The following is a 13053-nucleotide window of genomic DNA, read 5'->3' as shown; positions in this document are numbered from 1 at the left end:
GGCGTTATGCGATTGTGGAGTCGGGACCGGTTCGAACGACCCTCTCGTGTCGCGCGACCCAGACGGCCGCCTCCGGAGACGGGGGCGTTCATTTTTCAGGATCGGGGCCTAGGCAGGCCGATGATCTCGCGGCGTGGGTAAGCCCGATCTCCAAGGCCAGCCAGGCCCACCGGGTGGAACCTCCACGTCGGCCCGGTGGTTTTTTGAAGCAAGCTAAGACCTGATGGAACTGGGAGAGCGCCATGGCTGGCGGTTGGACGCGGGATGGAGCGGTTCTCGATCAGATCGAGGACACGGTGCTCGACGGCGTTCTCAATGCGCGGGCCCGCATCCCGATCGGCGAAGGCACGCCGGACTGCGTCGAATGCGGGGAAGAAATTCCCGAGGCCCGGCGCAAGGCGATGCCCGGCGTGACAACCTGCGTGCACTGTCAATCCGGTCGCGATGGCCGCATCGCGCACTCGGCGATCAATCGCCGGGGGAGCAAGGACAGCCAGTTGCGATAGATCGGACGCCCTGGCCTGGAGGAGGTTTCGACCGGCGGGTGATCCGCACCGATCGCGATCGGCCAGCGGACCGCCAAAGGGAGGCGCGTCGAACCAGGTGAAGGAGAAAGGAAGGCTGGCGGCGGGCGCTCCGTGGTGGAGCGGCAAAGGACACCGCCATGACCCTCACGCTCGATCCGGCATCCGCTCGTCGTCGTCGCGACGACGTCGCGGGCAAGGCCCTCTCGCTCTCGATTCCCGACTGCCAAACTCTGGACGACCACGGTCTCCTCGCGCTGATTTTGGGCCGGTCCCACGGTGATCCGGATCAGCTGGCAGGCGACCTCCTCGCGCGTTTCGGCAGCCTGGCCGCCGTGGCGGCGGCGGACCCGTCGGAACTGACGCGGCGGTTCCAGATGGGGCCCGCCGCCTTGTCCGACCTGAAGGTTCTGCGCGAACTGGCCGTGCGGCTTGTCCGGGCCGAGGCCTGCCGTCGCCCGGCCATCACCTCCTGGAGCGCGCTCCAGGCCTATGCGCGGGCGGCCATGGCGCATCTGCCGAGGGAGCAGTTCCGGGTCCTTTATCTCGATCGCCGGAACCTTCTGCTTCGGGATGAGTGGATCGCCGAAGGCACGGTCGATCACGCGCCCGTCTACCCTCGCGAGGTCGTCCGTCGCGCCCTGGAGCTTTCGGCCTCGGCTCTGATCCTCGTCCACAACCATCCTTCCGGCGATCCGACGCCCTCTCAGGCCGATATCGCCGTCACCCGTCAGGTCGTCGACGGCGCGCGGCTGTTCGGCCTGGACGTCCACGACCACATCGTCGTCGGACGAGAGGAAACCGCCAGTTTCCGCGCCCTCGGCCTGATCTGAGGCGGCCATGACCCTGCACGCCATTGTCGCCGCCTTTGGCGGCGACCTCTACCAAGGCGGCTGTCGCGCCAACATTCCGGCCCCGGGCCATAGCGCGGCGGACCGCTCGGTGTCGCTGCTGCTCGCCGAGGGGCGGGTCATCATCCATGGGTTCGGCGCCGCTGACTGGCGAAGCATCCGAGACCACCTATGCGACGCCGGCTTCATCGACGCCGAAGGCCGACTGACGGGCGGCGGAGCGCCAGCCCCGTCGACGCCGCGGCCGGACCGGCGGCTGAGGCTGGAGACGGCGCTCCGGCTCTGGGACGGAACCTTGGCCCTGCAGCCGGGGGATCCGGCCTCGCTCTATCTGCGGCGTCGCGCGGTCACCGGGCGACACACCGGCGACCTGCGCTTTCATCCCGGAGCGCCCGTTTCCGTCTATCGGGCGGGACGCCGGACCCGTCCCGCCCTGGTGTCGGGTATACGGGATGCGGACGGCCGTTTGTCCGCCGTGGAGCTGACCTATCTGGAGCCCAACGGCCAGCCTGCCGCCGGCCTCGCCCTGACGCGCAAGACGGTCGGCCTCGTGCCGCCCGGCGCGGCCGTGCGGCTGTCCCCGGCCGCCGCCGAAATGGTGGTGGGCGAGGGGGTCTTCACGACCCTGTCGGCCATCGACCGGTTTCGGCTGCCGGGCTGGGCCCTGATGTCGGCGAACAATCTCGCGGCCTGGACGCCCCCGCCGGAGGTGCGCCGGGTGCTGATCGCCGCGGACCGGGGCGCGGTCGGCGAGTTAGCAGCCGCCCGGCTGGGCGCCCGGCTGCGGTCCCAAGCCGTGGAAACCCGCATCCTGCGGCCTGAGGCGCCGTTCGACGACTGGAACGCGGTGGCCCTCGACCGCTCGAAAGGCGGGAGGGAGGGCGCTGAAGGGCGCCGGAGCGGCGGGGATGGGCCCCGCAGCCCGGCAGGAGACGCTTCATGACCGACCTCGCTCCCGCCCCCAGCCCCGCGACNCGCCCACACCCGCATGACCGAGGACCTGGGCGCGGCCTTGCCGCTGGAGGCCTTGTCACCTGCCCTGGTGACGCCGGGTCTTCTGTATCTGGTCAGCCGGGACGCCCCCAGCCGCGCCATCCTGGCCGCCGGCGCCGGCGGGTTCGAGCGCGCCTATGTCACCTTGACGCAAGGAGCGTTCGTCACCGGCGAGGATGCGCCCGAACAGGTCGCCGCCCGCTTCGACGTCATCTCGGACCGCACCGGCGAGATCGTGCCGGAGATGGGCGCCGCCCAGGGCATGATCGAACTGACCAAGGCCCAGAAGGCGCATGCAGGGTAGGCGAAGAGCGCGCTGTCAGGTTAAGCGCTGCCGTCCACGACTTGCCCGGTTCATCAAAATCTCTAGCCGAGGAGACCGCCTACGCCTTATCGGCGTTTGCGCGATTGTTTTTTCGCAGTCGGCCTGGGGAAATGTAGGTCACGCCGACCAGGCTGGCCCAAAGCTGCCGCCTAGTATGACGCGAGTCCATCGGCCACGATCTTCTCAGGTTCGACCGGCTGGTCTTGTGGGAGGCCGCGTAGCTCACGTCGACCACGCGCGCGGCCATCAACTCTTCAACGTCGCGAATGCTGAAGCGAAAGTAGAGCCACACCGCTTGGCGGATGTCTGTTGCTGGAAAGCGATGACGATTAAAGGATAGCAGTTGCACGAAATGCGATCTCCGATCAGATTCCTAGGCGCCGTGAGCTGGAGACAAGTTAGCGTTAGATTGACAGAGCCGATCTAAGCGTTAAGGCGTCACCATGGAGATCATGTCCACCGTGGAGCTGGTGTCGGTTGCAGCCGAGGCGCAGCCGTGACAACGCAAGCGCAGCCCAGTGAGAGTGCAGTAACGATCGACGCTGCAAGCGTAGTCGCCGTCGACCACACAGGCTTCACTGTATCGTCTTTAGACGACGCCGTTCGGTTCTGGACGGGAACGCTCGGCTTCACACTTGAGCGGCGATCGGAGATGGGGGGCGACTTCCTGCATCAGGTGACAGGTGTCCATGATCCGAGAGTGAAAACGGCGATCGTCAAGGCACCCGACGGGTACGTGGTCGAACTGTTGCAATATTCAAATGGTGCCCAAAACGGGACGGTGCCCAACAGCGCGGGATCGATCGGAGCAGCCCACCTAGCTTTGGTCGTGAGGGATATTCATGCCGCCATTGCCCGCGTCGAGGCAGCAGGATGGAAAGCGAAAGGTAGTCCGATGCCGATCCCGGGTGGCTCGCGGCAAGGAACTTTAGTGGCCTACGTTTCAGGCCCCGATCACATCACGATAGAGTTTATGCAGCCGCCGGAGCGTTAGTAGACCGGCGGCAGGTTCCCGCCTCAGTGCTGTCAGGTTAATCGAGGAGCACTGCAACTTGCCCAGCCCGACGAAATCTCAGGCGACAGCGACGGCCCATGCCGCATTCGCCCTGGCGCGGAAACGGCGGAGGTTCGGTCGGCTGATGAGATGTCGTTGCGTGTAGAAGGTGTTGTAGATCGCGGCGTGAGTGGTGAGAAAGCGCTGGGCTGAAACCTGAGATTTGAACAGCTGCTGCTGTCGCTCCCGCCGGCGTATCGGCAGGTGGGAGTTCTCCGCTCGATTGTTTTCTCGCAGCCGGCCAGGGGAATGCAGGTGACGCAGGCCGATCTGGCCTAAAGCCGCCTGGTATGATCCGAGCCCATCGGTGACGATCTTCTCAGGTTCAACTGGCTGATTTTGCAGCAAACGCCGGAGCAGCTTCAAGGCCGCGTCGGTGTCTCGCCGTCGCTGGACGACGACGTGCAGCACCACGCCCTCGTCATCTACGGCGCGCCATAGGAACATCCGCTTTCCACCGATCGAGCAAACGACCTCGTCGAGGTGCCAGCGTGGAGAAGGGGAGGGGCGAAGCTTCTTCAGTCGTCGTGCGATCTGGGGGCCAAACTTGATCGTCCAGCAGCGGATCGTCTCGTAGCTGACGTCGATCCCGCGCGCGGCCATTAGCTCTTCAACGTCGCGACGGCTTAGGCTGAAGCGGAAGTAGAGCCACACGGCCTGGCGGATGATCGCCGCGGGGAAGCGATGGCGCTTGAACGATAGTGGCTTCAAGAAATGCGATCTCCGATCATGCCATTAGGCGGTCTGAAGTGGAGACTAGTTAGTGTTAGACTGACAGCGCCCGCGAAAGCGTCGGAGGTTCCTGCGGCTGATGAGATGTCGTTGGGCGTAAAAGGTGTTGTAGATCGCGGCGTGAGTGGTAAGGAAGCGCTGGTTCCTCAGACGCGACGCCAACAACCTGCTCGCGCAGATCTGGACAGGCCAACACGCCGACATCAGTGCGAACGAGATTTACCAGGGAGAGCTTGATCGTGCGCTCGGCTAGATTGAGAGTTACGCCATTATCATGCCGCCTCGAGCGATCTTTACTTCCTGATCTCAGACGCCGCGGAGGAAGCAAAACGCATTCCCGGAGCTGAGCTTCGCGTCCTCGAAACGGGCTGGGGACATGTAGCGGGTGAAGCCCTCAACGAGGCTGATGCGGCTGTAATTGAACATTCCATCAGCGACCTATTAAGGCGGTAACGTGACAACGCACTAACTATCGCTTCTGCGCCAAGAGCGGACTCGGCCTTGAGGTCAAGAAGGCGACATCCCCCATCCCGGCGTTTTGCGGCTGGCCAGCGCGGCTCCGATGGTCACATTTTTTCGAAAGCCTCGCCGAAGGCCGCAATGTTGCACTGGATCGGCGCATAGCCTCGATCAGATCCATCAGCACCTAGTTTCTTGCCCCGTCAGGCAACTCGGCGCTCTGGGCCATATAGCCAGCGCGCCCCGCCGATTTCTGATCGGCCAAGACGATGCGTTCGGCCGCTAGGCGCGCCAAGTCTTACGAGGCCCCGGCGGCTTGACGCCTTATGGAGCCCAGACCGGGAATGGGTCGCGCATCGAAATACGCCCCCTCGAACCTAAAGGCCTGCGAAATCCACGGCCTTGGCGAACAGTTCGCCGCGACTGGTGACATCCAGCTTGCGATAGGCGTGTTTGATATGGGTGCGCAGCGTCTCGATGGAGATGTCCTGCTTTTGAGCGATGCGCCCAGTTTCCATCCCCGCCAGCATCATCGTCACGATGTGCTTTTCACTGGGCGTCAGATGATGGATCTGAAGCATCGCCTCATAGGAGACACGATCCGCCATTCTGTGTGCTGCGAAACCGATACTGTCGTCGTCGCCCGCGATCAGTTGCTGACAACGCAGAAGCCATTGTCGGTCAGCGTCCATGGCAGTTACGGCATAGATCGCCGCGTCCAGAACGGCGTCCTGCAGAAGACGCGCGAGCGCCGCCGCCGTCACGCTGCTGTCGGATACAAGGTGATCGTCCACCACCCTGAACACGCCGGCGTCTCGCAGCATGCGAAAGGCGGCGTCGTTGGCCCAGCCGATGCGGCCTGAACGCGACAAGAGCATCCTTGCGCGGGGATCGATGTTCACCCAAGCCGCGATGGCGCGAGACCAGGGCGGGATAATCTCGTCATCGTCGTAAAAGTTGAGGTCGCCCTGGTGGGCGTCGAAATCACCGACGTCGCTTCCCACGGCGAGAAAACCCGTTACGCCCACGATCATCGCAGCCCTCCCTTATGACCGGACCTCTGCGCTCGAACTGTAAACAGCCATTTCGGCGGTCGAGCATTCAACGGGCACAGTTCACCCCATTGTCGTATCCAACCCCACGGACAATTGACATACCCGAGTTTGGGGAGAGATTGACGCCTGCGAATACGGCGCAATCTGCTCCGTTCTAGAAGGCTGGCGCCCGTCTTTTTACGCCGAGATCATGGAACAGCTTCGTTTTTGCATTCCCTCTCGCAATAACGATGCGAAAATTAACTAGACAATAATCGATAGTTTCTTTGACGATGTAGCGCCGCCTCCAGCGGTGAATAGATGGTGACGCCACGACATTGTGGCCCCTTCCGATCTCCTTGGGTGGGCACATTATTGAAAAGCTGGAGGATTTATTATGCGGACCTATCTTATTGCGGCGGCGACTGCCGCCGCGGCCTTGCTGGTGATGCCGGCCGTGTCGAGCGCTCAGACCAACGTGACCGTCTCGACCAGCGTGACCAACTTCTGCGGCATCGGCCTGGCCAATGTTGCAGGCGGGAACGTCGCAGTCGCCAACGGCGCACGTCAAAAGGTCACCACATTGCGGATGTCGTGCAATGCGGCGACCGGCGCCAAGCTGACTTCGAGCGCCGCCAACGGCGACTTCAAGTCGGCGGCCGGCAAGCTGATCAACTACGACTGGGATCTGTCCGTGCCAGAAATCCCAAGCCTGGGCTTCGCCGCGACCGACACCTATCCTGGCAAGCCGGCTATGGTCACCAACTCGGGCGGCTACAGCCAGAAACTGGCTGACGGCATCTACGGCGATCTGTTCCTGAACCTCTGCTACAACGTACCCGGTGGCAGCGGTCTGGGTGGAACGCAGGGCGATCCGACCAACCCCGGCTCCTCGGGTTGCGCCGCCTCTCCCTCGGGTCCAGGCGCCGCCTCGGCTCCGGCTGGCACCTATACGGAAATCTTCACCTTCTCGCTCGATCCTGCCGGATTGCAGCGAAAAAGGGGGCCGACTTCGGTCGGTCCCCTGCTTCTTTATTGAGGAATTCTGACAGGATACGGGGGCAACCAATGACACGTCGTGCATTCGCTACGCTGATGGCCGCAACGGCCCTGACGACAGTTCTGATGACAGGAACGACGACGCCAGCCAAGGCCATGGACGTCTCGCCCATGGTGTCCAAGATCACACCGTCCGGCGGCGGATCCAGCTATCGTATGACCGTCAGGAACACCAGCGCGACACCAGCCACTGTCGAGATCGAAACCTATCGTATGCAGGTGGACGAAACCGGCGCCCGTTCCCTGGTCGAAGAGGACAAGGATATCGCGGTCTTTCCCGTCCAGTCCGTCATCCCGCCCAATCGCGAACAGGTGATCCAGGTCCGCTATACCGGCGACGCTGCGGAGGAAGGACGAATGTATCTCGTCCGAGCGGCTCAGCTGCCGATCAACATGCAGACGACCCCCACCGAAGGCGGAGCCGGGGCCGATGTCCAGGTCGCCTTCACAATCAACACCTATGTCTTCGTGGCCCCGCCCCGCGCGCGCGCCGAGTTGGAAGTCACCGCGGTATCGCGCGCGGCGAACGGCGACGTTATCCTGACCGCCCACAACTCGGGCACGGGCTTCGCCTATGTCCGGGAGTCCAAGATCATTCTGAAGACCGCAGACGGACAGTCGCACGAAGTACCGGCCGCAGACGTCGATGTCGGTCAGGTCAGTGTGATCGCCGGCGGCGCCACGCGTCAGGTGAAGATACCGGCGGCCCTCGCCGCCTCGGCATCCGGCGACCTCACCGCTTCCATCGTGCTGCTTTAAGGGCGGGCGATGGCCCGCAAGTCCTTTAAGGGCGGGCGGTCCGGCGCGCGAACCGCATTCCGCCGCATCGGCGCCGTCGCCTGCATGGGCGGTGGCCTGGCCACCGTGGCGCACGCCGGGCCGATCCAGTTGACCGACGAGGTCATGCGTACGGCGCCCCATGACTATTCCGCCATCGTCGCGATCGAGCGAAACGAAGGCTCCGGTGGTGCTGCGGACACCCCGGCTCCGCCCCCATCCGCAACGCCCCCCGCTCAGGACCAGTCTCCTTCGGTCAGGCCCTCCTCGGTCTTCACGCCGATCCAGGGGCCGCTGACCTTGGACGGCAAATATCTGGGCGACATCAGCGGCGCGGTCGACAATCAGGGCCAGGGGCTGGTGGACGCGAGAGCCCTGCTTGACCTGTTGCGGCCTCAGGTCGGGCCTGACCTCCTCACCACCCTGTCAGGCCGGATCGCGACTCAGACGAAGGTCGATATGGCGGACCTGGCCAGCGACGGCTTCTCCCTGACCTTCGATCCCCTCTCCCTGACCTTCGTAGCCACCTCCACACCAGAAAGTCGGGCGCGGCGCGATGTCGGTTTCTCCCAGAACCCGGTGATCGACCCCGCCGCCTTCGATCAGCCGGCGAACTTCTCGGCCGGCGCGAACATCGCCCTGGCCCAGCTCTATTCCCATACCGAAAGCCGGTTTTCGCCGCTTCAGGGCGGGATCGACATGTTCGCCAACCTCGGCGGCTTCGACGGAGTCACCCTGACCACAGGAGTCGACTATGACGGCAGCAACAACCAAGGCCGCTGGCAGCGCCGCGAAATCCGCCTGACCAAGGACATCTTCAAATCCGCCGTGCGTCTGACCGCCGGCGAGTTCGCGCCCCCCATCGACAGTTTTCAGGGGTCGCAGCGGTTCCTGGGGCTGTCGGCCGCACGAGCCTATTCCACGATCCGTCCCTTCCAGAACGTGCGCCCCGCAGGTCGCCGCCAGTTCATCCTTGACCGCCCGGCCCTGGTCGTCGTCGAGGTCAACGGCGTGGTGGTGGAGCGGATCCGCCTGGATGCCGGCCCCTATTCCATCGGCGATTTTCCCTTCGCACAGGGAGCCAATACGGTTCGCCTGCTGGTCGAGGACGACAACGGCCAGCGCGAGATCGCCGTGTTCGACCTGTTCGGCGGCGCCGGCCTTCTGGACTGCGGCGTGGTGGACTTCGGGGTCTCGGCCGGGGTGCTGGAAGAAGGCGGAAATCTTCAGTACGGCTCGACGCTGGCCGCCAGCGGCTTTGTCCGCAAGGGCCTGTCCGATGTTGTGACGGTCGGCGCCAACGCCCAGATCGCCGACCGCAAGGGCCAGGCCGGCGCGATGGCGACATGGGGATCCAAGCTGGGCCTGGTCCAGCTCAGCGGCGCCGCCAGCCATAATGGCGACACAGGAACGAACGGGTATGTCGCCTCGGTCGATTATCTTCTCGAAAGCACGCTGGGCAAGAACGCCGATGCGCGCCTGGTGGCGTCGGCCCAGGCGACCAGCCGCTATTTTCAGAGCGCCTTCGACCCGTCCGCTTTCAACAGCGAAAAATGGCGCGCCGCCGCGCGGCTGCTGGTGCGTTTTCGCGACTATTCGATCAGCGGCGGGGCCGCCTTCGTAAAGGGCCGCGAACGCAAGAACCGCACCGATTACAGCTTGGCGCTGGGTCGTACTTTCCGCCGGTTCGCGGTCAATCTGGTCTGGCAGAGAGGGTCAACGGACGACGGTCGCGACGAGGATCGCTTCGGCCTGACCTTAACGTCGCGCTTCGGCGGTCGCTGGAGCAGCACAGCACGTTACGACACCGACAAGGATTTTCGCGAGGTGGGCGTATCGCGCGCCTCATCCGGTCGTCTCAACGACCTGAGTGGCGACGTGCGGCTGTCGCAGGATCGCACCAACCAGGCGGTCACGGCCGACCTGCGCTACATCAACAATCGGTTCGACGCTGAGCTTGTGTCCAACCGGCTGGTGTCGTCCGAACCGGGCGGCGTCACCCGCCAGGAATCGCTGTGGCGGCTGTCGACGATGATCGGCTATGCCGACGGGGCGTTCGGCGTGGGGCGTTCGGCCCGCGAAGGCTTCGTCATCGCCACGCCCCACCCGACCCTGTCCCGCTCCCGCATCAACCTGACGGATTCCAGCGGCTATACGGTCGCGCATAGCGGGTGGCTGGGTCCCGCGCTGGTCGGCCTGGATCGCGGCTACGGCGTCAATCGCTACGAGATCGAGGCCGATCCCCTGCCCCAAGGCTATGATCTGGGCAGCGGCGTCATCAACATCTTCCCCGGCTTCGGCAACGGCTATCGCTTCGTCGTCGGCAGCGAGGCGTCGCGCACCGCGCGCGGCGTCCTGATGTCCGCCAGCGGGCCGGTCGCCCTGGCCGGCGGCGTCATCCAGGCGGTCGGCGCCCCGGACGATGCGGAGGGCAAGCCCTTCTTTACCAACCGCTCGGGGCGATTCGTCGCCGACGGCCTGGCCCCCGGTCGCTATCGCCTGCTGATCCAGGACGCAGTGGTGGGCGAATTCACCATTCCCGAGAAAGTGGAAGGAACAGTCGATGTCGGCGAAATCCGCACGTCTCAGCCGCCGCCGTAGCCGCAAGGAGCCAGAGAACCACAAGACGCCAGCCCTGACTTGGTCCGACACTTTTACGCTCGCTGTGTCACTAGCCCTGGCGGCGGTCCTGGCCCTGGCGGCATCGGACGCGAGAGCCTGCGACCTAGCCATGAGCCAGAGCCCCAGCACGGTGGTCATCAACTACAACCCCTTCGCTATCGGCCCGTCCAGCGGCGCCATCGACCTGGGCCTGAAGAACCAGGACGACGAGGCCTGCGAGTTGCGGCTGTCCTTCGTGGACGACGGCGGAGCGGCCGTCTCCAGCCTGGCCCTGGGCGGGGTGGGTGTGCAGTTCCGCGCGCGAGAAGCGTCCGGGCTTCAGACCTCCGACGTAGAGCCTGGAGTCTTCCGCTACACCCTCGCCGGCAAGGCGACGGGTCAGGCGCAGCTAGACGCCACCATCGTCGTGGACGCCGTGCCCGACGCCGGAACCTACGCCAGCGACCTCAAGCTGTTGGTCAAGGATGCCGATGGGACGGCCTTGCTCGCCCCCATCCCGGTGCGCATGCAGCTGGTCTCCACGCCCAGAGCGCAACTGAACCTGGCCGGCGCCGCCGGCGCTTTCGGGTCCGGCTCCAGCGTGGAGGTGGTGGATTTCGGCGACGCCTCCACCGGCCTGACGCGGCGCATCTTCGTCCAGGTCCGCGCCAATGCGCCGTCCGTCATCTCGATCAAGTCCGAGCATGGCGGCGTAATGCGGCGCCAGGGCGATGTGGAGACGGAGTCCAACGTCGCCTACGCAGTCGAACTGGACGGCGCCGCCGTGGATTTGACGGCGCCGTGGACCAAGGACGTCGATCCCCCGCGCACCCTCGCAGGCATGTCTCTGCCAATGCTGTTCACCCTGGGCGAGGTCAAGGATCAGATGGCCGGTCGATATCAGGACGTGATCGCCATCGACATTTCACCTCACTGACGACGGGCATACCCCATTATAGTTAGCCCATAGCGGCGATTACGGCCTAAGCATCAAACTGATAACAGTATTTAACACATTGGGCCGAGCTAAGACTTGAAGGACATCGACCCTCTGACTGCAACAGATCAAGCGTGAGGCCAACAGCCACAACCAAGGTTGATTTCGGCCTTCGAACACTGGGTGGCGCGAATGTATGAGGAGAAGACGGCGGCGACGCCGCGCAGAAATGGTATTGCCAGCTTGCCGGTCGTGGAGGAGGCGCTAACGCGACGTCTGACGCCGTTCATGCCGACCCGAAACCCGACATCCCTGACCCATGCGGACTGCACCGCCTGGTTCGAACATGACGCCATCGCCCGCTTCGTTCTGGACCCTCAGGGCTGCGTTCTTCGCGCCAACGCCAAGGCCAGAGCCACGATCGCCGCGGGCGTGCTGGGTTCAGGCGGGACCTTCATTTGCGCCACACACCGCAATCGCGCCGAGTTCGACGTCCTGGTGACGCGCCTGATCGAAGGTCGGCAACCTCAGGGCCGGTTGCTGCTTCGCGCGGGCGACGACGCCTGGTGTCTGCTTGATCTGGCGATGACGCCGGATGCGGCGGGCCGCATCTTCGCAACGGCGCGACCCGCACACTGTATGGGCGCCGAGGGCATGGAGCCGTTGCGCGCCATCTTCGGCCTGACCCGCGCCGAGATTTCGGTCTTGGCCCACCTGACCCAGGGGGAGGCGCCCAAGGATATCGGGCGCAAGATGGACATGTCGATCCACACCGTCCGCGCCCACCTACGCGCCATCTGCATGCGCATGGGCGTCAAGGGCATCACCGGCGCCCTGAGACTGAGTTTTCAGCTGACAAACTGAACCTCAGGGGCTGGCTCGGCTGTAGACGCGCAGGCGGCGCCGCATCCGCCACGTTGACCTGTGCCAATTCGCCTCGGACGCTGGCCTTCACGCCATAGCCTCTTCTCAAGACAGGCGACGCCATTCAAGGTGGTGATAATGGCCATCAGTGTTAGGGTCCGGCTAAGTCGGCGTAGGGAGCAATTCGGACTCGTGCGGCAGTCTAGTTTCTCTGAATGGCGCTTAGGCGCAACGCTTGCCCTCGCCTGCCACAACGCGTCGTGACGCTCTAGACAACGTAGTTGGTGAAGTCGCCGACATCCGACTCGCGTATTCGGCCGCTCATCAACGCCTTGCCCAAAAGCGGACGTCGCCATGAGCGCCTTGAGTCAGCAACAGACATCGATCTCAGATCGGCAGCTATGTCGCTCGTGGCTCATTTCGGCCAATCCGAGAGTCCGCTTTCGGGCTGGATGGTCGCCCCGCCTGAGTATCCGCTGGTGGACCGGGACATTCGTCGCAAACCGAGCCTTAGCCGAACTTTGGTGAGTCTCCTCCTGGACCACTTCGGCCCCGCCTATGTGCCGAATGAATGCACCACGCATGCTGGACCGAAAAGTTCGCCTCTGAGCCATCTGGGTCTCAGCCCTCTACGTTGAATATGGCGTCGGCGATCTCATCGTGGGTCAGAACGCCGAACTCACGAAGGAACTGATCGACGTGCAGCGGTTGACCATCCGCAACGGAGCTGCAGAACCCAAGATGGACGCAGCTTTTTTTTAGCAGCTTGTCGGAGGTATCTCTCATCGCTCCCATTGTATCAGGGCCGGGGCTCATGATTTCCGCGTCAGACCGCCCGTTTCG

At 64.2% G+C, this 13053-nt stretch carries 12 protein-coding genes; 9 read left to right on the top strand and 3 right to left on the bottom strand.

The window, feature by feature from the left end; all coding sequences use genetic code 11:
- Nucleotides 1–242: 242 nt before the first annotated feature.
- The 3 genes from CHRYSEO8AT_RS01980 (at nt 243) to CHRYSEO8AT_RS01970 (ending at nt 2318) form a co-directional block, all read left to right on the top strand.
- Nucleotides 243–506 carry a DksA/TraR family C4-type zinc finger protein gene (locus CHRYSEO8AT_RS01980; RefSeq protein WP_159845498.1) on the top strand — a complete coding sequence of 88 codons (264 nt, stop codon included), beginning with the start codon at nt 243–245 and terminating at the stop codon, nt 504–506.
- A gap of 158 nt (nt 507–664) precedes the next feature.
- Nucleotides 665–1357, top strand: coding sequence for a DNA repair protein RadC (gene radC / locus CHRYSEO8AT_RS01975; RefSeq protein ID WP_159845495.1), 693 nt, complete (start codon nt 665–667; stop codon nt 1355–1357).
- Nucleotides 1358–1364: 7 nt separating this feature from the next.
- Nucleotides 1365–2318: a toprim domain-containing protein gene (locus CHRYSEO8AT_RS01970; RefSeq protein WP_159845492.1), complete on the top strand. Its 954-nt coding sequence runs from the start codon at nt 1365–1367 to the stop codon at nt 2316–2318.
- A 433-nt stretch (nt 2319–2751) separates the two neighbouring features.
- Here the strand turns inward: CHRYSEO8AT_RS01970 and CHRYSEO8AT_RS16280 are convergent, their stop codons facing one another.
- Nucleotides 2752–3042: a hypothetical protein gene (locus CHRYSEO8AT_RS16280; RefSeq protein WP_370514217.1), complete on the bottom strand. Its 291-nt coding sequence runs from the start codon at nt 3040–3042 to the stop codon at nt 2752–2754.
- Between the two features lie 147 nt (nt 3043–3189).
- On the opposite strand from CHRYSEO8AT_RS16280, the gene CHRYSEO8AT_RS01955 reads away from it, so the two are divergent.
- Nucleotides 3190–3687 (top strand): VOC family protein, encoded by a 498-nt coding sequence (locus tag CHRYSEO8AT_RS01955; RefSeq protein WP_201304326.1) that lies wholly within the window; start codon nt 3190–3192, stop codon nt 3685–3687.
- 78 nt (nt 3688–3765) lie between these two features.
- Here CHRYSEO8AT_RS01955 and CHRYSEO8AT_RS01950 read toward each other — a convergent pair whose 3' ends face one another.
- A complete protein-coding gene (locus tag CHRYSEO8AT_RS01950) occupies nt 3766–4458 on the bottom strand; it encodes an IS6 family transposase (protein ID WP_159845489.1) in 693 nt (230 codons plus the stop codon).
- Nucleotides 4459–5315: 857 nt separating this feature from the next.
- Entirely contained in the window at nt 5316–5972 is a 657-nt protein-coding gene (locus tag CHRYSEO8AT_RS01945) for a response regulator transcription factor (RefSeq protein ID WP_159845484.1), read from the bottom strand.
- Between the two features lie 397 nt (nt 5973–6369).
- On the opposite strand from CHRYSEO8AT_RS01945, the gene CHRYSEO8AT_RS01940 reads away from it, so the two are divergent.
- From CHRYSEO8AT_RS01940 to CHRYSEO8AT_RS01920, 5 genes are all read left to right on the top strand, one after another.
- A complete protein-coding gene (locus tag CHRYSEO8AT_RS01940; protein WP_159845482.1) occupies nt 6370–7011 on the top strand; it encodes a hypothetical protein in 642 nt (213 codons plus the stop codon).
- 29 nt (nt 7012–7040) lie between these two features.
- Complete coding sequence (locus CHRYSEO8AT_RS01935) at nt 7041–7790, top strand: fimbria/pilus periplasmic chaperone (RefSeq protein WP_159845479.1); 750 nt, start codon at nt 7041–7043, stop codon at nt 7788–7790.
- A gap of 9 nt (nt 7791–7799) precedes the next feature.
- Complete coding sequence (locus CHRYSEO8AT_RS01930) at nt 7800–10409, top strand: fimbria/pilus outer membrane usher protein (RefSeq protein ID WP_159845476.1); 2610 nt, start codon at nt 7800–7802, stop codon at nt 10407–10409.
- Nucleotides 10372–11346, top strand: coding sequence for a hypothetical protein (locus tag CHRYSEO8AT_RS01925; protein WP_159845467.1), 975 nt, complete (start codon nt 10372–10374; stop codon nt 11344–11346). The genes CHRYSEO8AT_RS01930 and CHRYSEO8AT_RS01925 overlap by 38 nt, the downstream gene beginning before the upstream one ends.
- Nucleotides 11347–11634: 288 nt before the next feature.
- Nucleotides 11635–12210 carry a LuxR C-terminal-related transcriptional regulator gene (locus tag CHRYSEO8AT_RS01920; protein WP_159845464.1) on the top strand — a complete coding sequence of 192 codons (576 nt, stop codon included), beginning with the start codon at nt 11635–11637 and terminating at the stop codon, nt 12208–12210.
- Nucleotides 12211–13053: the final 843 nt, after the last annotated feature.

This window comes from Brevundimonas sp. G8 (genome assembly GCF_902506205.1).
Taxonomy (GTDB): Bacteria; Pseudomonadota; Alphaproteobacteria; order Caulobacterales; family Caulobacteraceae; genus Brevundimonas.
This window is presented reverse-complemented; position numbering and strand designations above follow the sequence as displayed.